Origin of the sequence: Pseudomonas gorinensis, assembly GCF_042015035.1 — a bacterium.
Taxonomy (GTDB): Bacteria; Pseudomonadota; Gammaproteobacteria; order Pseudomonadales; family Pseudomonadaceae; genus Aquipseudomonas; species Aquipseudomonas gorinensis.
Genome location: NZ_CP167125.1, coordinates 3,446,258 through 3,464,431, shown reverse-complemented (window position 1 = coordinate 3,464,431; position 18,174 = coordinate 3,446,258). Strand labels below are relative to the sequence as shown.

17 protein-coding genes are annotated in these 18,174 nt (G+C 63.3%); 11 read left to right on the top strand and 6 right to left on the bottom strand.

The annotated features are described in order from the left end of the window. Window positions 1-25 precede the first annotated feature (25 nt). The gene (mdeB, locus tag AB7933_RS15755) at window positions 26-2,704 is read right to left on the bottom strand and encodes an alpha-ketoglutarate dehydrogenase (protein WP_024075188.1); all 2,679 of its coding nucleotides are present in this window, start codon (window positions 2,702-2,704) and stop codon (window positions 26-28) included. A gap of 204 nt (window positions 2,705-2,908) precedes the next feature. Here mdeB and AB7933_RS15750 point away from each other — a divergent pair, with 204 nt between their 5' ends. The 3 genes from AB7933_RS15750 (at window position 2,909) to AB7933_RS15740 (ending at window position 6,233) form a co-directional block, all read left to right on the top strand. Continuing rightward, window positions 2,909-3,835: a class I SAM-dependent methyltransferase gene (locus AB7933_RS15750; RefSeq protein WP_024075187.1), complete on the top strand. Its 927-nt coding sequence runs from the start codon at window positions 2,909-2,911 to the stop codon at window positions 3,833-3,835. Between the two features lie 148 nt (window positions 3,836-3,983). Further along, entirely contained in the window at window positions 3,984-4,700 is a 717-nt protein-coding gene (gene pcsA, locus AB7933_RS15745) for a phosphatidylcholine synthase (protein WP_024075186.1), read from the top strand. 753 nt (window positions 4,701-5,453) lie between these two features. Continuing rightward, the gene (locus AB7933_RS15740) at window positions 5,454-6,233 is read left to right on the top strand and encodes a TSUP family transporter (protein WP_041161192.1); all 780 of its coding nucleotides are present in this window, start codon (window positions 5,454-5,456) and stop codon (window positions 6,231-6,233) included. Here AB7933_RS15740 and nudC read toward each other — a convergent pair. Together nudC and AB7933_RS15730 are read right to left on the bottom strand one after the other, a co-directional pair. Further along, window positions 6,201-7,034 (bottom strand): NAD(+) diphosphatase, encoded by an 834-nt coding sequence (gene nudC, locus AB7933_RS15735; RefSeq protein ID WP_024075184.1) that lies wholly within the window; start codon window positions 7,032-7,034, stop codon window positions 6,201-6,203. The two genes, AB7933_RS15740 and nudC, sit on opposite strands and share 33 nt — an antisense overlap. Window positions 7,035-7,039: 5 nt before the next feature. Then, window positions 7,040-7,852, bottom strand: coding sequence for a crotonase/enoyl-CoA hydratase family protein (locus tag AB7933_RS15730; protein WP_024075183.1), 813 nt, complete (start codon window positions 7,850-7,852; stop codon window positions 7,040-7,042). A 191-nt stretch (window positions 7,853-8,043) separates the two neighbouring features. On the opposite strand from AB7933_RS15730, the gene AB7933_RS15725 reads away from it, so the two are divergent. The 4 genes from AB7933_RS15725 to AB7933_RS15710 all read left to right on the top strand — a co-directional run bounded on the left by AB7933_RS15725 (window position 8,044) and on the right by AB7933_RS15710 (window position 11,698). Then, window positions 8,044-9,333 (top strand): chloride channel protein, encoded by a 1,290-nt coding sequence (locus AB7933_RS15725; protein ID WP_024075182.1) that lies wholly within the window; start codon window positions 8,044-8,046, stop codon window positions 9,331-9,333. Between the two features lie 40 nt (window positions 9,334-9,373). Further along, window positions 9,374-9,928 (top strand): UPF0149 family protein, encoded by a 555-nt coding sequence (locus AB7933_RS15720; RefSeq protein WP_024075181.1) that lies wholly within the window; start codon window positions 9,374-9,376, stop codon window positions 9,926-9,928. Window positions 9,929-10,019: 91 nt separating this feature from the next. After that, on the top strand, window positions 10,020-11,276 hold the full coding sequence (gene aroA / locus AB7933_RS15715) for a 3-phosphoshikimate 1-carboxyvinyltransferase (protein ID WP_024075180.1): 1,257 nt from the start codon (window positions 10,020-10,022) through the stop codon (window positions 11,274-11,276). Window positions 11,277-11,308: 32 nt separating this feature from the next. Continuing rightward, complete coding sequence (locus AB7933_RS15710) at window positions 11,309-11,698, top strand: hypothetical protein (RefSeq protein ID WP_041161191.1); 390 nt, start codon at window positions 11,309-11,311, stop codon at window positions 11,696-11,698. A gap of 1 nt (window position 11,699) precedes the next feature. Here the strand turns inward: AB7933_RS15710 and AB7933_RS15705 are convergent, their stop codons facing one another. After that, complete coding sequence (locus AB7933_RS15705) at window positions 11,700-12,299, bottom strand: NAD(P)H-dependent oxidoreductase (protein ID WP_024075178.1); 600 nt, start codon at window positions 12,297-12,299, stop codon at window positions 11,700-11,702. A gap of 72 nt (window positions 12,300-12,371) precedes the next feature. Here AB7933_RS15705 and AB7933_RS15700 point away from each other — a divergent pair, with 72 nt between their 5' ends. Continuing rightward, a complete protein-coding gene (locus AB7933_RS15700; RefSeq protein WP_024075177.1) occupies window positions 12,372-12,965 on the top strand; it encodes a TetR/AcrR family transcriptional regulator in 594 nt (197 codons plus the stop codon). A gap of 223 nt (window positions 12,966-13,188) precedes the next feature. Here AB7933_RS15700 and AB7933_RS15695 read toward each other — a convergent pair whose 3' ends face one another. Together AB7933_RS15695 and AB7933_RS15690 are read right to left on the bottom strand one after the other, a co-directional pair. Next, complete coding sequence (locus tag AB7933_RS15695) at window positions 13,189-13,854, bottom strand: GNAT family N-acetyltransferase (RefSeq protein ID WP_024075176.1); 666 nt, start codon at window positions 13,852-13,854, stop codon at window positions 13,189-13,191. 20 nt (window positions 13,855-13,874) lie between these two features. Further along, the gene (locus AB7933_RS15690) at window positions 13,875-14,777 is read right to left on the bottom strand and encodes a LysR family transcriptional regulator (RefSeq protein ID WP_024075175.1); all 903 of its coding nucleotides are present in this window, start codon (window positions 14,775-14,777) and stop codon (window positions 13,875-13,877) included. Window positions 14,778-14,889: 112 nt separating this feature from the next. Here AB7933_RS15690 and AB7933_RS15685 point away from each other — a divergent pair, with 112 nt between their 5' ends. The 3 genes from AB7933_RS15685 to lhgO all read left to right on the top strand — a co-directional run bounded on the left by AB7933_RS15685 (window position 14,890) and on the right by lhgO (window position 18,158). Then, entirely contained in the window at window positions 14,890-16,095 is a 1,206-nt protein-coding gene (locus AB7933_RS15685; protein WP_024075174.1) for an MFS transporter, read from the top strand. A gap of 46 nt (window positions 16,096-16,141) precedes the next feature. Beyond that, window positions 16,142-16,852, top strand: a complete 711-nt coding sequence (locus AB7933_RS15680; RefSeq protein ID WP_024075173.1) for a FadR/GntR family transcriptional regulator — start codon at window positions 16,142-16,144, stop codon at window positions 16,850-16,852. Window positions 16,853-16,964: 112 nt separating this feature from the next. After that, window positions 16,965-18,158: an L-2-hydroxyglutarate oxidase gene (gene lhgO, locus AB7933_RS15675; RefSeq protein ID WP_024075172.1), complete on the top strand. Its 1,194-nt coding sequence runs from the start codon at window positions 16,965-16,967 to the stop codon at window positions 18,156-18,158. Window positions 18,159-18,174: the final 16 nt, after the last annotated feature.

The window sequence follows — 18,174 nt, the reverse complement described above, 5'->3', positions numbered from 1 at the left end:
AGCCTTCCCACTTGCTCTGCGTTGTTCAGGAGGCCCAGGAAGCGACGCGCTCCGGCAGCAGGCCATACTGCTCAATCGCCCGCTGGCACACCCGCGGCTCCAGACTGCCCTGCTCTACCAACGCAGTGAGTGCAGCCAGCACAATGTGATGACGATCCACCTCAAAGAAATCGCGCAACGCCGCCCGTGTATCACTGCGTCCGAAACCATCGGTGCCGAGCACGGTGTAGCTGGAGTCCAGGTACGAACCGATCATCTGCGGCACCGCCCGCACGTAGTCAGATACCGCCACCACCGGCGCGCCCGTGGGCAAGCAGTCTGCCAGGTGACTGGTGCGTGCGGCCTGCAGCGGATGCAGGCGATTCCAGCGTTCCACCTCGCGCGCCTCGCGGGCCAGTTCGCTGAAGCTGGTGACGCTGAACACCTCGCTCGCCACCTGCCAATCATCTGCCAGCAACTGCGCCGCCGCCTGGGCTTCGCGCAACAACGTGCCGGAGCCCAGCAGGCGTACTTGAGCGGCGCTGGCGCCTTCCAGGCGATACAAGCCCTTGATAATTGCGCCCTCCACGCCCTGGGGCAGAGTCGGTTGCGGGTAGTTTTCGTTCATCAGGGTCACGTAGTAGAACTCGTCTACGTCGTGTTCGAGCATCTGGCGCATGCCATGGTCGAGGATCACCGCAAACTCGCCGGCAAAGGCCGGATCGTAGGCGCGGCAATTGGGCACCGTGGCGGCGGTCAGGTGACTGCTGCCGTCCTGGTGCTGCAAGCCTTCACCGCCCAGGGTGGTACGCCCGGCGGTGGCGCCGAGCAGGAAGCCGCGGGCACGCTGGTCAGCGGCGGCCCAGATCAGGTCCCCCACACGCTGAAAGCCAAACATCGAGTAATAGATGTAGAAGGGCAACATGCGCAGGCCGTGAACAGAGTAGCTGGTGGCTGCCGCGACCCAGGAACTGATGGCACTGGCCTCGCTGATGCCCTCTTCGAGGATTTGCCCGTCGGTGGCTTCGCGGTAACTGAGGATCGAGCCAATGTCTTCCGGCTCGTAGCGCTGGCCGACGCTGGAATAGATACCAATCTGCTTGAACAGGTTGGCCATGCCGAACGTCCGCGCCTCATCGGCAACGATGGGCACGATGCGCGGGCCGAGGGCCTTGTCCTTGAGCAGGTTGGTCAGCATGCGCACGAAGGCCATGGTGGTGGACATTTCCTTGCCGTCGGCGGCCGTGGCAAAACCGGCGTACCCCGTCACGGGAGGCACGGTAACCGGCGCGGCAAGCTGGCGGCGGCTGGGCACATAACCGCCCAGGGCCTGGCGCCGCTGGTGCAGGTAGCGCAGTTCAAGGCTGTCATCCGCCGGCTTGAAGAAACTCAGGGATTCGGCCTGCGCATCCGACAGGGGCAGTTGGAAGCGATTGCGAAAGGCGATCAGTGCTTCGCGATCAAGCTTCTTCTGTTGGTGGGTGGTCATCTTGCCCTGCCCGGCCTCGCCCATGCCGAAGCCCTTTTTGGTCTGGGCCAGGATCACCGTGGGCTTGCCCTTGACCCGACGCGCGGCGTGGTAGGCGGCGTGGATCTTGACCATGTCATGGCCGCCACGCTTGAGCCGGTCGATCTGTTCATCACTCATGCCCTCGACCAGAGCGGCCAGGGATGGGCTTTGGCCAAAAAAATGTTCGCGATTATAGGCGCCGTCCTTGGCCGCGAAGGTCTGGAATTGCCCGTCCACGGTGTGCGACAGGGTATCGACCAGCGCACCGTCGGCGTCGTTGGCGAGCAAGGCATCCCAGTCCGAGCCCCACACCAGCTTGATCACGTTCCAGCCCGCGCCACCGAACAAGGCCTCCAGTTCATCGATGATCCGCCCATTGCCGCGCACCGGGCCGTCGAGACGTTGCAGGTTGCAATTGACCACCCAGGTCAGGTTGTCGAGGCCTTCGCGGGCGGCCAGGGTCAGGGCCGACATGCTTTCCGGTTCGTCCATCTCGCCGTCGCCGAACACGCCCCACACATGGCGGTCGGTGGTGTCCTGCAAGCCGCGATGCTGCAGGTAGCGCATAAAGCGCGCCTGGAAAATCGAACTGATCGGGCCAATGCCCATGGAACCGGTGGGAAATTGCCAGAAGTCCGGCATCAACCACGGATGAGGGTAACTGGAGAGCCCCCGCGCACCGGCCTTGGCCCCGCCGATTTCCTGGCGATAGTGAGCCAGGTCCTGTTCGCTCAGGCGCCCTTCAAGGAAAGCGCGCGCATAGATACCGGGAGCGGAATGAGGTTGATAGAACACCAGGTCGCCGCCAAACCCGTCGTTGCGTGCGCGGAAAAAGTGGTTGAAGCCCACTTCGAACAAATCCGCCGCACTGGCGTAGCTGGCGATATGGCCGCCGAGCTCGCCATAGGCCTGGTTGGCGCGCACGACCATGGCCAAGGCATTCCAGCGCACCAACGAGGCCAGGCGCTCCTCGGTGGCCAGGTCACCGGGGAATGCCGGCTGCTGGTCGACGCTGATGCTGTTGACATAGGGCGTGCCGTGGCGCGGTTTCCAATCGATGTGGGGGGCACGGCCTTCGCGGGCCAGTAGGTCAAGGATCTGCCGTGCACGCGCGGGGCCGGCGTTGGCCACCAGTGAGGCCAGGGCATCGCGCCATTCGCTCAGTTCTTCGTCGTCCACTGCGGTGTGATTCACTGCACTCGCGAAACCATTCATGGGCACCTCCGGGCTTTTTTCCAGTTTATGTCGGCGACGGAGGATTTTTTGCCTATTTTCAGGCGCTGCAGCGCGCATTTTGAGCATGAATCACTGCCAATCAGATTTTTCCCAGCACGTTGTGCTCCAGCGCCGTGTCCATCCCTCACAAAAAAACCGCAACTGTGTTTAAAATGCCGCCCGCTCAATGAATGACGCTCAACGATGAACCCAGACGCACTCGCCACGCTGCATGCCCACCTGCTCACGGCCCTGGCCGACGCGCCCACAGAAACCCGCCGCCTGTTCCACGGCCGTGGCCGCTGCTGGCCGGGCCTGGAGCAACTGACGGTCGATTGGTTGCAAGGGGTGGTGCTGGTCGCGCTGTTCAAGGAACCGGAAACGGCGCAGCTGGATGCCTTGAAGCAGTGGTTGGGCACTTTCGAATGGGCGCGGTACGGCGTGCGCAGCGTCGCCTTGCAACACCGTTACCTGCCGCAAAGCACCACCGAATGGTTGTTCGGCGAAGCCGTCGACGCGTTGACGATCACCGAAGGCGGCCTGCGCTATTTGATCGACCTGGGGAAAAAACAGAACAGCGGTCTGTTCCTCGATATGCGCTACGGTCGCAATTGGGTGCGTGAGCAGGCCAAGGGCCAGCGGGTACTCAACCTGTTCGCCTACACCTGCGGTTTCTCCGTGGCCGCCATCGAAGGCGGTGCCGAGCATGTGGTGAACCTGGACATGGCCCGTGGCGCCCTCAGCCGTGGCCGCGACAACCATCGGCTGAACGGTCATGACCTGGGCAAAGTGACCTTCCTCGGCCACGACCTGTTCAAGTCCTGGGCCAAGGTGACGAATAGCGGCCCCTACGACCTGGTGATCATCGACCCGCCGTCCTTCCAGAAAGGCAGCTTCCTGTTGACCAAGGACTACCAGCGTGTGCTGCGCCGCCTGCCAGACTTGCTCACGGCACAGGGCACGGTGCTGGCATGCATGAACGATCCGGCGTTCGGCGAAGACTTCCTGATCGACAGCGTCACGCGCGAAGCACCGGGCCTGCGCTTTATCGAACGGCTGCAAAACCCGCCGGAATTTCCGGATATCGACGCGCAAAGTGGCCTGAAAGCGCTGGTGTTCCGCCAGGGCTGATGCTGAATCGTCCTACGCTTGCTACGCTAGGCAATACACCGGGGCGGTGAACCTTATCCCCCCCTTCCCGGTCGATACCTGCATTCCCTGGCCAGACTCGACGGTGTCACACCGTCGGCTGCCCCGTTTCACCTTTGGAGAACCGCCCGTGATATCGACCCTGCATGTAGCCAGACTGAAAGCCTGGGGCGCCCACGGCTTTACCGCCACCGGTGTGGTATTGGCCTTCCTGGCCACCCTGGCGCTGCTGGAAAACTCACCCAAGGCTTGCCTGCTATGGCTGGGCCTGGCGCTGGTGGTCGATGGCGTGGATGGCTCGCTGGCTCGGCGGGTGAATGTCAGCACAGTACTGCCCAGCTTTGACGGTTCGGTATTGGACCTGGTGATCGACTACCTGACCTACGTATTTATCCCGGCACTGTTTATCTATCGCTATATCGACCTGCCGGACTTCACCCACTTGTTCACGGTGTCGGTGATCCTGGTGTCGTCGTTGTTCTGCTTCTGCAACGTGAACATGAAGAGCAAGGACAACTACTTCGTCGGCTTCCCGGCCGCGTGGAATGTGGTTGCCCTCTGCGTGTATATCATCCAGCCAGACGCCTGGGTGACCTTGTTGACCGTGATCGGCCTGGCGCTGCTGACCGTGACGCCGATGAAGTTTTTGCATCCGTTCCGGGTCAAGCGCTTCATGCCGATCAACATCGCGGTGACCACGATCTGGTTGCTGTGCAGCTTTTTGATGGTGGTGGATTACCCCAATACCAACCCGTGGACATTCGGCTTGTGGTCGCTGATGTCGGCGTATTTCCTCGGGATTTGCATCTGGCGCACGGCGCTGGAGTGGCTGGGCACGCACAAATAGCCAAGCGGGCACGGTAAAACATGTGGGAGGGGGCTTGCCCCCGATGAGCATGGGTATCTACACAACTGTGTAGCAACCAACGCTAACCACGATGCGAAGCGAGCCGCTCTTGATCTTGCTTTAGATCTTGATCTTGATCTCAGGCGCCCCGTTAAACCACGCTGGCCGCAATTCGACAGTGATTTGGGGGGTAAACCGGCAGGGATGCCGGTTTAGCCGCCCCGCGCCATGGATGGCGCGTGGCGGCGGCCCCCCAAATCAATGTCGGATTGCGGGCACACCGAGCCTGGGCGAGGTGCCGAGTGGTGGGGCAAGAGCCCTTTTGGTTACTTTTGGCTGGGCCGGCATCCCGGGCTCTTTTCCAAAAGTGACCCGCTGTAAGAGCGGAACCCTAAGTTGCCGTTACCGCAGCAATGGATATGTACCTGATCCAATCCAAAAAAATGGTCGGCCCAGAGCCCGCCATCGGGGGCAAGCCCCCTCCCACATTTAGGTCGCGGTGCATCCGTTAGATAGCCGTCGCCCCCCGAGCAGTCACGGGAGCAAGCTCCCTCGCCACAGGTTCAGGGCCATGCCAAAGTTGTGTAGATACCCATGCCCCGATGAGGGTGTGTCAGTCAGCTTATCTGTCACTGATACACCCTCATCGGGAAAGCCACCTCCCACATTTGGTTCTGCGTACCTCAGGCAGGTAAGATGGCGGCCCTTCGCACAGCGCTTTTGCTGCGCCATGCCACCATTAAGCCCTGCCCAATGCCTTTCGAACTCAGCGTAGACCTCACCACCCTCGCCATTCTGGCCGTCGTGGCCTTTATCGCCGGCTTCATCGACGCCATCGCCGGCGGCGGTGGGTTGCTCACCACCCCGGCCCTGCTCACCGCGGGCATGCCGCCCCACCTGGTGTTGGGCACCAACAAGCTCAGTTCCACCTTCGGCTCGGCCACCGCCAGCTTCACCTTCTACCGACGCAAGCTGTTCCACCCGCGCCAATGGGTGCACGCCATCGTCGGCACCTTGGTCGGCGCACTGGCCGGGGCCGTGGTCGCCCACTACCTGCCCGCCGAAACCCTGAACAAGATGCTGCCGGTCATTGTCTTTGGCTGTGGCCTGTACCTGTTATTCGGCGGCACACCCAAGGCTGCGCTGGATGCCGATGCACCGATCAAGAAGAAATGGCAAAGCACCCAAGGCTTTGGCCTGGGTTTCTATGATGGCGTAGCCGGGCCAGGTACGGGCGCGTTCTGGACCGTGAGCACAATGCTGCTGCACCCCATCGACCTGGTGAAGGCCAGCGGCGTGGCGCGCAGCATGAACTTCGTCAGCAACGCGGCGGCGCTGTCGGTGTTTATCTTCAACGGCTCGGTGGATTGGATCGTCGGCCTGGCCATGGGCATCTCGGTGATGTGCGGCGCATTCTTTGGCGCACGCAGCGCAATCAGCGGCGGCGCCAAATTCATTCGCCCGGTGTTTATCACCGTGGTCCTTGGCCTGACTGTACGCCTAGCCTGGCAGCACTGGTTCAGCGTGGCCTAAGCGACGCGCGACGTACAGGTCGATCAGGTAGCGCGCAATCGAGCGTGACGCCGGCAACGGCGGCAGGTCGTGGATGTTGAACCACTGCGCGTCCTCGATTTCGTCAGCCTGGGGCACGATATCGCCGCCGGCGTACTCGGCATGGAAGCCCAGCATCATCGAGTGAGGGAACGGCCAGCACTGGCTGCCCATGTACTGGATGTTGCGCACCTCCACCTGCACTTCTTCGCGCACTTCACGGATCAAGCAGTCTTCGGCCGACTCACCCGGTTCGGCAAACCCCGCCAACGTGCTGTACACCCCAGGCACAAAGCGTGGCGAACGCGCCAGCAGGATCTCATCACCACGGGTCACCAGCACGATCATGCTTGGCGAGATACGCGGGTAGCTGCGCAGGTCACAGGCCTCACAGAACATCGCTCGCTCACGGGGCACCTGGACCATGGCCTGCCCGCAACTCCCGCAGAACCGGTGTTCCCGGGCCCAGGTACCGATCTGCGCGGCATAGCCCAACACTTTGTAAAGCCGGTGATCACCTTGCAACATGAAGCCGCGCAGGCCCTGCCAACTGCAGCCGGGGACCTCGCTGGCGGCGTTGAGCTCCAGCAGGTACACCGGCTCGCCGTCGAGGTGGCCGATACCGTGTTCGGCGAACACCGAAAGGTCTTGGCGCTTGAGCCATTCCCGTGGGAACAGCGGGCCGTTGGTGTCATGCAAAAAGCCGTCGCGGCTGCGGACGACAGCCCAGCCGCCGGGGGTTTGGTTGTCCAGCAGCGTAGTGGTAATCCAGCCTGGGGTCATGTCAGTCAATCCACGAATTCGGGTTTCTGCTTGCTCATATGGGCCGCGATGGCCACGCGCAGGTCGTTGGATTGCAACATAGCCGAGTTCCAGGTGGCAACGTATTCCAGGCCGTCATTGACCGTATGGTCACGCATGTAGCTGATCATGGCCTTGGTACCGGTCACGGCGATCGGCGATTTGGCGGCGATTTCATGGGCGATTTCCAGGACGCCGGCCAACAGGCTTTGCTGGTCGGCATACACGCGATTGACCAGGCCGATGCTGCGCGCTTCCTCGGCACCGAACGCGCGGCCGGTATAGGCCAGCTCACGCAGCATGCCGTCGCCGATAATGCGCGGCAGGCGTTGCAGGGTGCCGACGTCAGCGGCCATGCCGATGTCGATTTCCTTGATGGAGAATTGCGCGTCCTCGGCGGCGTAACGCATGTCGCAGGCGCTGATCAGGTCGATGGCCCCCCCAATGCAGTAACCCTGGATCGCCGCCAGCACCGGCTTGCGGCAGTTGTCGACGGCGTTGAACGAGGCTTGCAACTCAAGGATCTTGCGGCGCAGCAGGCGTGCGTTACGGCCCACGTCCTTGCCGAACGCATTGGCCACCGAGGCCAGCATCATCAGGTCGATACCGGACGAAAAGTGCTTGCCGGCACCGCTGAGTACCACGGCGCGCACGGCGTCGGTGTCTTCCACCCATTGGAAGATATCGATGATCTCGGTCCAGAACGCCGCGTTCATCGCGTTGATCTTTTCCGGGCGGTTGATCTGCACATGGGCAACGTTACCGATGAGTTCGACGACGAAAGCTTGGTATTCGGACATGGCAGTGATCCCTGGCTGGCGATTGAGAAAGGCCAGACTATAACAAGGGTGCACAAGGGCGCATCGGCCAAAAACAGGACTGGTAAAAGCCATTGAATGCAGTGGCGCAGGGTTGACGGCACGCCGATACATTTCATCCAGGCCCGACGGTTTATCGGCTATACACTCTGGGGCACTGTCTGGAGTCGTTTATGCCGTCCACGTTTCGCTCATCGTTGATTCTGGCCCTGGTGGTCGTGTTCACCGGCATTGGCGCCGGCCTGGGCGGGATGCTCCTGGCGTTGCTGCTGCATGGCATTCAACACCTGGCCTACGGCTACAGCCTCGACAGCCTGGTCGGGCATGAAACCTTTCTGCGGGGTGTCACTGCCGCGCCCCCCGAGCGGCGCTTGCAGGTATTGGTGGTGTGCGGCCTGGTCGCCGGCCTGGGTTGGTGGGCCGTGTATCGCTATGGTCGCCCGCTGGTGAGCATCAAGCAGGCGGTGTCACCCACGATGCCGATCATGCCGCCCAAGACCACCCTCGCCCACGCCCTGTTGCAGATCGTCACCGTGGCGCTGGGATCGCCCCTGGGCCGTGAAGTGGCGCCGCGCGAGGTCGGCGCACTGGCCGGCAGTTGGTTGTCGCAACGCGCGCGGCTGACCCCGGACATGCACCGTTTGATCGTTGCCTGTGGCGCGGGCGCGGGCCTGGCGGCGGTGTACAACGTGCCGCTGGGCGGCGCGGTGTTTGTGCTGGAGGTGCTGGTGGGCGCGTTCAGTTGGCCCGCGGCGCTGATCGCCCTGGCGACCTCGGCCATTGGTGCGGCCGTGGCCTGGATCGGGTTGGGAGCGGAGGCGCAGTACGTGGTGCCGCATTTTGTCCTGAGCCCGGCATTGATCGCCTGGGCCGTGGTCTGCGGGCCGCTGTTTGGCATGGCCGCCTACGGTTTCACGCGCCTGACCGGCGCCGCGCGGGCGAACGCCGCGCGCGGCTGGCGCCTGCCGGTGCTGTGCTTGATTAATTTCACGCTCATCGGCGGCCTGGCGATGCTGCTGCCGCAAATCCTCGGCAATGGCAAAGGCCCGGCGCAATTGGGCTTCGACAATGAACTGACGATCGGCCTGGCCGCGCTGTTGCTGCTGGTCAAGGTGCTGATCACCACCAGCAGCCTGCGCGCCGGAGCCGAGGGCGGGCTGTTGACGCCCGGCCTGGCCAACGGCGCGCTACTGGCGATTATCCTCGGCGGCGCCTGGAGCCTGGCGTGGCCAGGGGTGCCGTTGGGGGCTTTCGCGATCATCGGCGCGGCCGCTTTCCTGGCCGCCAGCATGAGCATGCCGCTGACAGCGATCGTGCTGGTGGCGGAATTCACCCGTATCGAGCATGACTTCCTGGTACCGATTATTCTCGCGGTGGTGGGTGCGGTCTGCGTGAGCAAGCTGTGCCAACGCTGGGAAAGTGCTGGAAAAAAGCCGGCCCAAGCGCCATCCTGCGCGCTTTAAGCCGCCCCATCAGCGGCGCTCGACGTTTAAGGACATGCCCATGCTCACCCAACCCCTCACCCCCGCCGATTTCGAATTTATCGAAGACACCCTGCTCCAGTACGGCGATGACCATTCGGTGCTGAACCTGGCTGAGCTCGACGGCTACTTCACGGCCTTGGTGTCCAGCCCGGCGCAGGTGGATATCGCCGAATGGTTCCCGGCGATCTGGGGTGGGCAAAACCCGGACTGGGAAAGCGCCGAGCAAGCCAAGCAGTTCCTCGAACTGTGCGTACGCCATATGAACGCCCTCGCCACACAGCTGGCCACCGATGCCCAGGGTTTCAAGGCGCGCTTCGATGACACCGAGCATCAGGGGCAAACCGTGACCCTCGCCGAAGAATGGTGCTTTGGCTATATCCGCGGTGCCGCGATCGGCAACTGGCCGGACCTGCCCGCTGAACAGGCCGCGAACCTGGAGAAAATCTCCTGGTGCGCCGAACAGGACAACTTCGAGTTGCCGGCCGACCTCGATGTACAGGCCCATCAGCAGCGCGCCAGCGCAATCGAACCGGCCGCCCGGGCGCTGCACGATTACTGGCTCGCCCAGCGCTAAGCCTCGACAAGCGTGGCGTCTATGCCCGATTATTCGGGTCCGCCCGTCGGCCACTCCGTACCACCTTGCCTTGAATCAGGAGCCTTGTACCTTGAGTTCGCAGAAAACCGTGACCGTTACACCGCCCAATTTCCCCCTCACTGGCAAGGTCGCGCCCCCCGGCTCCAAATCCATTACCAACCGCGCCCTGCTGCTGGCGGCCCTGGCCACCGGCACCAGCCGCCTGAGCGGCGCACTGAAGAGTGATGACACCCGGCACATGTCGGTGGCCCTGCGCCAGATGGGCGTGATCATCGATGAGCCGGACGACACCACCTTCGTGGTCACCGGTTCAGGCAAGCTGCAATTGCCGGCGCAACCGCTGTTCCTCGGCAACGCCGGCACCGCCATGCGCTTCCTCACCGCCGCCGTGGCCACCGTGCAAGGCACCGTGGTGCTGGACGGCGACGACTACATGCAAAAACGCCCGATCGGCCCGCTGCTGGCGACCCTGCGTGAGAACGGCATCCAGGTCGAGAGCCCGACCGGCTGCCCCCCGGTGACCGTGCACGGCGTCGGCAAGGTCCAGGCCAAGCGCTTCGAGATCGATGGCGGCTTGTCCAGCCAGTACGTCTCGGCCCTGCTGATGCTCGCAGCCTGCGGCGAAGCGCCGATTGAAGTGGCGCTGACCGGCAAGGATATCGGCGCCCGTGGGTATGTGGACCTGACCCTGGACTGCATGCGTGCGTTCGGCGCGCAGGTCGAGGTGGTCGACGACACGACCTGGCGCGTGGCCCCCACCGGCTACACCGCCCATGACTACCTGATCGAGCCCGATGCTTCCGCCGCCACGTACCTGTGGGCTGCCGAAGTGTTGACCGGCGGCCGCATCGACATCGGCGTGGCCGCGCAGGACTTCACCCAGCCGGACGCCAAGGCCCAGGCCGTGATTGCCCAGTTCCCGCACATGCAGGCCACGGTGGTCGGTTCGCAGATGCAGGATGCGATCCCCACCCTGGCCGTGCTGGCCGCGTTCAACAACACCCCGGTACGCTTCACCGAACTGGCCAACCTGCGGGTCAAGGAATGTGATCGGGTGCAGGCGCTGCATGACGGCCTGAACGAGATTCGTCCGGGCCTGGCGAGCATTGAAGGCGACGACTTGCTGGTCGCCGCCGACCCGGCGTTGGCCGGCACGTCGTGCAACGCCCTGATCGACACCCACGCCGACCATCGCATTGCCATGTGCTTTGCCCTCGCCGGGCTGAAGGTCTCGGGCATCAGGATTCAAGACCCGGACTGCGTGGCCAAGACCTATCCTGAGTACTGGAAGGCCTTGGGCAGCCTCGGTGTGGCGCTGACTTACTGAGGAAAACGCGTCGGAATGGGGAGGGAATGAACATGACGATTCGCCAACCCTGCCCACCCGGCGCCTGCGTCTGCGATCGCGAACAATTGCTGCAAGCCCCCGGCGCCGACCTGCGCATTCTCAGCCTGACCCGCCAGGAAGAAAAACGCCTGCTCGAACGCCTTGAAAACCTGCAGAACCTGCAAGACCTGGAACGTATGCAGCAGCGGATGTACGAACTGTTGGGCATTCGCGTGCACATCGCGCCGGGGCACACCGAGGTCAAGAGCATGCGCGGGATTCAGATCGTGATCGACGAACTGCCCGGCATGTGCCGCAAGACCCGACAATCGATCCCGGCGGCGATTCGTCGGGGCCTGGAGAAAAACCCGGAAATTGCCTACCGCCTGCTGGACGCCCACGATCTGTTTCGCGAAGGTTGAATCAACCGGCAACCGTCTCGGCCTCGAACAGTCTCTGCCCCACCGCCTTGGCCGTTTGCAGATGCGCGGTCGCCGCGCCATCTTCCGACTCCAGCAACAGCTCCGACGTCACCACCTGGGCCCCGCAGTAATCAAAGATCCCGTAGTCGATTTGCGTGCGCATCGCCTTGGCATAGCCATGTCGATCAAAGGCGCTTTCATCGGCGGCGCCCAGGGCCAGCAGGTGCACACGCAAGTGGTGCAGCTTTTTCACCACGGGCGTGGCGGGGCCGTAGTCGATTGCCCAGCCGTTGACGAAAACGCGGTCGACCCAGCCCTTGAGCAACGCCGGCATGGACCACCAGTAGATTGGGAACGCTATCACCAGCGCATCGGCACGGTCGATGCGCGCTTGTTCGGCCAATACGTCGGCCGGCGGCGTAGCGCGGATACGGTGCACCAGGTGATCGGCGGCGGCGTAGCGCGGGTTGAAGCCTTCGGCTGCGAGGTCGGCGATTTCGAAGCTGTGGCCCGCCGCAGTCAGCCCGGCAGCCACCTGCGCGGCCACGGCGTGGGTGAGCGATTGTGGGTCGTGATGGGCAACGACGATGAGTGCGTGCATGACTTTGACTCCCTTTCGGTTTAATCTACTTTTAGTAAGTTAACGCGGATAAGTTACTTTTGGTATATAAGCATGTCAAGCCCTGAATCCCCTGCCCCACGTCGTCGCCTGTCCCGTGAAGATCGCCTGCGCCAATTATTGGATGTGGCCTGGCAACTGGTGCGCGAGGAAGGCACCGAAGCGCTGACCCTGGGCCGCCTGGCGGAACTGGCGGGCGTGACCAAGCCGGTGGTCTACGACCATTTCGTCACCCGCGCCGGGTTGCTCGCCGCGCTGTATGAAGACTTCGACGGGCGTCAGACCCAGGTGTTTGCCGAGGCCCTCGACGCCAGCAGCACGACCTTGGAAGAGCGCGCAGGGGTGATTGCCTCGTGCTATGTCGATTGCGTGTTATTGCAGGGCCGGGAAATTCCGGGGGTGATTGCGGCACTGAGCAGCTCGCCGGAGCTGGAAGCGCTCAAGCGCAAATACGAGGCGATCTTTCTCGACAAATGCCGCGCCGCGCTGGCGCCCTTTGGCCAGGTATCACAGGCAGGATTGCGGGCGATGTTGGGTGCCGCGGAAGCGTTGTCCCACGCAGCCGCCAGTGGCGAAATCAGCCGTGAAGAGGCGCAACAGGAGTTGCTGGCGACGATTCTGGCGATGGTCAGTCGCTCACGGAGCTGAAGACTGGACGGGCTTGCCCTGATGCTGTCCAGTTAAGGCTTTTTTGTAGGAGCGAGCTTGCTCGCGAAGAACTCACAGGCGCCGCGTTGATTCAGGAAACACGCGTTATCGTTGAGGTTCTTCGCGAGCAAGCTCGCTCCTACAGAAAGAAGGCGATGTACGCTTAACTGAACGGCATTAGCGCAAACCCGCTCGCCACAAAAAATAGCCAACCCGGCCCAGGCTAGCGCCCCGCAACAAACAACTGGACCTTGCGCGCCAGTTGATCCAGGTGCCGATCGCGCTGTTTCTCGGCATCCACCATCGCGCGCTTGCCGTGCTTTTGCAGCAGGTAGGTATGGATCTGCCGCACCTCCAGCGAGCTGTAGATAGACGCTACATCCAGCACGCCCATCAGCCCATCGCTGGCGTAGCCGCGGGTGTTCATCAGCACCTGGGTGTCACGCGCGGCTCGCACTTGAAAACCCATGGCTTCGAACACCGGTACCTTCTCCACCGCACATGCCAGTTCGGCATGGGGATAGCGCGCCAGCACGTCCTGAAGCATTCCACGCGCCACGCCCTGGCGCCGAAAACCGGCTTGCACCGCCATGAACGCGATACCACACGCTTGAGGGTCATCTTTCATCGGTAAATACAGGCAAAAGCCAATCACCTGTTCGTCTTCCATCGCCACGACCAGCTCGACCGCAATCCCCTTCGATCCACCCAACGCCTCCAGGTACAGGTGCACCTCAAAGCCAATGGCGTACTGGTAGATGGTGTAGAGCAGGTTGCTCGGCGGCAGTGCCACACTGCTGATGTCGGTGAGGTTGTCCACCACCATCTGCAGGATCTGGCTGTTGATCGGCTCGGGGCACGGCGCGGTGTAGCGGGTAAGGCTGAACATGCAAATTCCTGGGTTTCACGTCAAGGCAGCGCGGATTGTACCTGCTGGGCACACACCTCGCGCAAACAGCTGCGCAACCAGCGATGGGCCAGGTCGGCGTCCAGGCGGGGGTGCCAGAGCATCGCGACAGTGAACGTCGGCAGCGCCAGTGGCAGTGGGAAACAGAACAGGTCGCGCCGGTCGGCGGTGTAGCGCTCGGGAACGGCGGCGATCAGGTCGGTGCTGCGGGCCAGGGCAATCGCGGTGGAAAAACCGGCGACGATGCTGGTGATCTGCCGAGCCAGGCCCAGCGCTTCGAGGGCGTCGTCGATCTGGCCGCGCGCCTGACCGCGCCGGGACACATACACATGGCGGCCCTGGGCAAAACGTGCGGCGCTGACGTCGCCCTGACTGAGGGCATGACCGCTGCGCACCACGCCGATCAGGCGATCGCGAAACAGCGCCTGGGTCAGCACTTCGGGGCTGGCGGTGGGGTCGACCACACCGGTTTCCAGGTCGACGCTGCCTTCACGCAGCAAGAGGTTGTCTTTATCGGTCTTGTTGACGAAGCGCAGGCGCACACCCGGGGCTTGCTGATCGAGACGGGCCAGCAGCGCCGGGCCAAAGCTTTCAACAAACTCCTCGCTGGTGCGCAAGGTAAACGTACGTGTCACCTGGCCCATGTCCAGGGACTGCACGGGGCGCAACACGGCCTGGGCGTCCTGCACCAGGCGGCCGACCTGTTCACGCAACTCCAGCGCCCGTGGCGTCGGCACCAGGCTTCGGCCCGCGCGGACCAGCAACGGGTCGCCCGTGGTTTGCCGCAGGCGTGCCAAGGCGCGGCTCATGGCCGAAGGGCTCAGGCCCAGGCGCTGGGCCGCGCGGGCGACGCTGCCTTCGGCCAGCAGCACATCCAGGGTGACCAGCAAGTTGAGGTCGGGCATCAGCGCTCCTATCAGGCGTTTGACGCAGGTATTCAGTGCAACTCATGCGTCTTCCGCCATGTTAGGCCACGCCGTAGATTTGTGACAGTTGCGTTCATTCAAGGAATCTCCCATGCACACTTCCTCACGTGGCGGTCTTACCAGCCTGTCCCTGTCCATGTTGCTCGCGTCCCTTGGCACCAGCATTGCCAATGTCGGCCTGCCGCGCCTGGCGCAAACGTTCGATGCGTCATTCCATGCCGTGCAATGGGTGGTGCTGGCCTACCTGATGGCGATCACCGCGGTGATTGTCAGCGCCGGACGCCTGGGCGATCGCCTGGGCCGCAAGCGGTTGTTGCTCGCCGGGTTATTGTTGTTTGCGCTCGCCTGCGGGCTGTGCGGTGTCGCGCCCGACCTGCATGGGTTGATTGCCGCGCGGGTCGCGCAGGGGCTGGGCGCGGCGATCATGATGGCGATGACCCTGGGCCTGGTCGGCGATACGGTGCCCGCGGAACGCACCGGACGCGCGATGGGTTTGCTCGGCACGATGTCGGCGGTGGGCACGGCCATGGGCCCCAGCGTCGGCGGCATGTTGCTCAGCGTGTGGGGCTGGCAGGCCCTGTTCCTGGTGGGTGCGCCCCTGGGGTTACTGGCGGCCGCCCTCGCCTGGCGCTACTTGCCGGCTGATCAGCAACGGGCGCGGCCAGCCGCCAGCGCAGGGTCGTCATTGAAAGCCGGGGCGTTGTGTGCCGGCCTGGCGATGAGTGCGTTGGTCGCCGCGGTGATCATGGCGACCTTTGTGGTCGGCCCTTTTTACCTGTCCCTTGGCCTGGGGCTGCCCCCTGAGTCGATGGGCCTGGCCATGGCCGTCGGCCCCTGTGTCGCAGCGCTCACCGGTGTACCGGCAGGCCAACTCACCGACCGCCTGGGCAGCCAGCGCATGACGCTCGCGGGGCTGGGCACTCTGCTCGGTGGCGCCCTGCTGCTGTCACTGGCGTCGGGACTGGTCGCCTACCTGGGCTCACTGGTGATTTTGACGGCGGGCTACAGCCTGTTCCAGGCCGCCAACAACACCGCAGTGATGAGCGGTGTGGAAAGCGCGCGCCGCGGTACGGTCTCGGGCCTGCTCAACCTGTCACGCAACCTCGGGCTGATCTTCGGTGCCTCGGCCCTGGGCGCGGTATTCGCGCGGGCGACCCCCGACGTTGTCCATGGGACCGTGCAATCGGTGACGGAGGGCCTGCATGCGACCTTTTTCGTCGCCGCCGGCCTCATGCTGCTGGCCTGTGCGATTGCAAGGTGGCGCGGTGTCGACCGCACTCACCTGTTGACAAGATAAAATCGTAACGACTATTGTCTGACAACCTGACTACCAAGGTTGTCCCATGCTTGAGCTCCAGCGCCCCGATTCGCTTGTCGTACGGGTTGTCAGCGCCATCCGCGCAGAAATCGATTCCGGCCAATTGCCGCCCGAATCGCGCTTGCCCACCGAACAGCAATTAGCGGAGCAACTCAACGTCAGCCGCTCGGTGGTGCGCGAGGCCATCGCCCAGCTCAAGGCCGACGGCGTCATCACCGCGCGCCGCGGGCTGGGCTCGTTCATTTCGCAAACCCCGGCCGGCACGGTGTTCCGTTTTCCGCAGCCGAATGGCCGTCTTCCCGACCTGGCGCAGATGTTCGAGGTGCGCCTGTGGATCGAGACCCAGGCCGCCGCAATTGCCGCCCGGCGCCGCGACGACGCCGACCTGCAACGCATGCAACGCGCCTTGCAGGCCATGCAGGAGCATCGCGACAACTTCGAAGCCGCCGCCCTGGCTGACGTGGAATTCCACCGCGCCATCGCCGACGCCAGCAAGAATGACTACTTCGTGGCCTTCCATGACTTTTTGCGCAGCCAGTTGGCCAGCGCACGCAAGACTGCCTGGGAAAACTCGGCCTCGCGTTTTGTCACCGGCTCCGCGGATGCGACCCAGGAACACCAGTTGCTTTATCAAGCCATTGCCGACGGTGACGCTCAACGCGCCGCCGCCAGTGCCGAGGCCCACCTGCGCGCTGCCGCCGGGCGCCTGAGCCTGGAATTGCCCACCACCAACTGACCGATTCCACCCCGTTTATAGCGTGTCCTCGACACGCCATTTTTTTAACAAAAACATTAGTCTGACAACCTGATAAGCAGACTGAAATGTGCACTGTGAGGTCCCCCACGCAATGATTCACGACTTTTGCATCATCGGCGGCGGCATCGTCGGCCTGGCCACGGCAATGGAGTTGCTCAAGCGCCAGCCCGGCGCGTCTTTGGTGATCCTGGAAAAAGAGCCCGTGCTGGCCAAACACCAGACCGGCCATAACAGCGGCGTGATCCACGCAGGCATTTACTACGCGCCAGGCAGCCTCAAGGCTGACCTGTGCAAGCGCGGCGCCGAAGCCACCAAACAGTTCTGCACCGAACACGGGATCAAGTTCGAGGTATGCGGCAAGCTGCTGGTGGCGTCCAGCCCGTTGGAAATGCAGCGGATGGAAGCCTTGTATGCCCGCGCCCAACTCAATGGCATGAAGGTCGAGCGCCTGGACGCGGACCAGTTGCGCCAACGCGAACCGAACATCGTCGGCCTGGGGGGGCTGTTTCTTGACGCCACCGGCATCGTCGATTACCGCCAGGTATGCGAGACCATGGCCCAGGTCATCCGCCGCAGCGGGGGGGAGATCTGCCTGGAGCGCACCGTGACGGCCATCCACGAGGACAGCGACAAAGTCACCGTCAGCACCCGCGGCGAAACCTGGCAAGCACGCCATCTGGTGGTGTGCGCAGGCTTGCAGTCAGACCGCCTGGCGCGCCTGGCCGGGGTCAGGATCGACCACCAGATCATCCCGTTTCGCGGCGAATACTTTCGTCTGCCGGCGGCGAAAAACAACATCGTCAACCACCTGATCTACCCGATTCCCGACCCGGAGCTGCCGTTCCTCGGTGTGCACCTGACGCGCATGATCGACGGCAGTGTGACCGTCGGCCCCAATGCGGTGCTGGGCCTGGGCCGTGAGAACTACCGCAAGTTCTCGGTGAACTGGCGTGACGTGGCGCAGTACGCCAGCTTCCCCGGTTTCTGGAAAACCCTCTGGCAAAACCTCGGTTCAGGCACCGCCGAGATGAAGAATTCCTTGTTCAAGTCCGGCTACCTGGAGCAGTGCCGCAAGTACTGCCCATCGCTGACCCTCGACGACCTGCTGCCCTACGAGGCCGGCATCCGCGCCCAGGCAGTGATGCGCGACGGCAGCCTGGTGCACGACTTCCTGTTCGCCCAGACCCCACGAATGCTCCACGTCTGCAACGCGCCCTCGCCGGCCGCCACGTCAGCCATGCCAATCGGCGCCATGATCGCCGACCGCCTGTTCAAGCCCGAGTAACCCCTGCAATACACGT

Coding starts and splice junctions, on each gene's coding strand:
- mdeB (WP_024075188.1), bottom strand. CDS start 2,704: ATGAATGGTTTCGCGAGTGCAGTGAATCACACCGCAGTGGACGACGAA.
- AB7933_RS15750 (WP_024075187.1), top strand. CDS start 2,909: ATGAACCCAGACGCACTCGCCACGCTGCATGCCCACCTGCTCACGGCC.
- AB7933_RS15740 (WP_041161192.1), top strand. CDS start 5,454: ATGCCTTTCGAACTCAGCGTAGACCTCACCACCCTCGCCATTCTGGCC.
- nudC (WP_024075184.1), bottom strand. CDS start 7,034: ATGACCCCAGGCTGGATTACCACTACGCTGCTGGACAACCAAACCCCC.
- AB7933_RS15730 (WP_024075183.1), bottom strand. CDS start 7,852: ATGTCCGAATACCAAGCTTTCGTCGTCGAACTCATCGGTAACGTTGCC.
- AB7933_RS15725 (WP_024075182.1), top strand. CDS start 8,044: ATGCCGTCCACGTTTCGCTCATCGTTGATTCTGGCCCTGGTGGTCGTG.
- AB7933_RS15720 (WP_024075181.1), top strand. CDS start 9,374: ATGCTCACCCAACCCCTCACCCCCGCCGATTTCGAATTTATCGAAGAC.
- AB7933_RS15710 (WP_041161191.1), top strand. CDS start 11,309: ATGACGATTCGCCAACCCTGCCCACCCGGCGCCTGCGTCTGCGATCGC.
- AB7933_RS15705 (WP_024075178.1), bottom strand. CDS start 12,299: ATGCACGCACTCATCGTCGTTGCCCATCACGACCCACAATCGCTCACC.
- AB7933_RS15700 (WP_024075177.1), top strand. CDS start 12,372: ATGTCAAGCCCTGAATCCCCTGCCCCACGTCGTCGCCTGTCCCGTGAA.
- AB7933_RS15695 (WP_024075176.1), bottom strand. CDS start 13,854: ATGTTCAGCCTTACCCGCTACACCGCGCCGTGCCCCGAGCCGATCAAC.
- AB7933_RS15690 (WP_024075175.1), bottom strand. CDS start 14,777: ATGCCCGACCTCAACTTGCTGGTCACCCTGGATGTGCTGCTGGCCGAA.
- AB7933_RS15685 (WP_024075174.1), top strand. CDS start 14,890: ATGCACACTTCCTCACGTGGCGGTCTTACCAGCCTGTCCCTGTCCATG.
- AB7933_RS15680 (WP_024075173.1), top strand. CDS start 16,142: ATGCTTGAGCTCCAGCGCCCCGATTCGCTTGTCGTACGGGTTGTCAGC.
- lhgO (WP_024075172.1), top strand. CDS start 16,965: ATGATTCACGACTTTTGCATCATCGGCGGCGGCATCGTCGGCCTGGCC.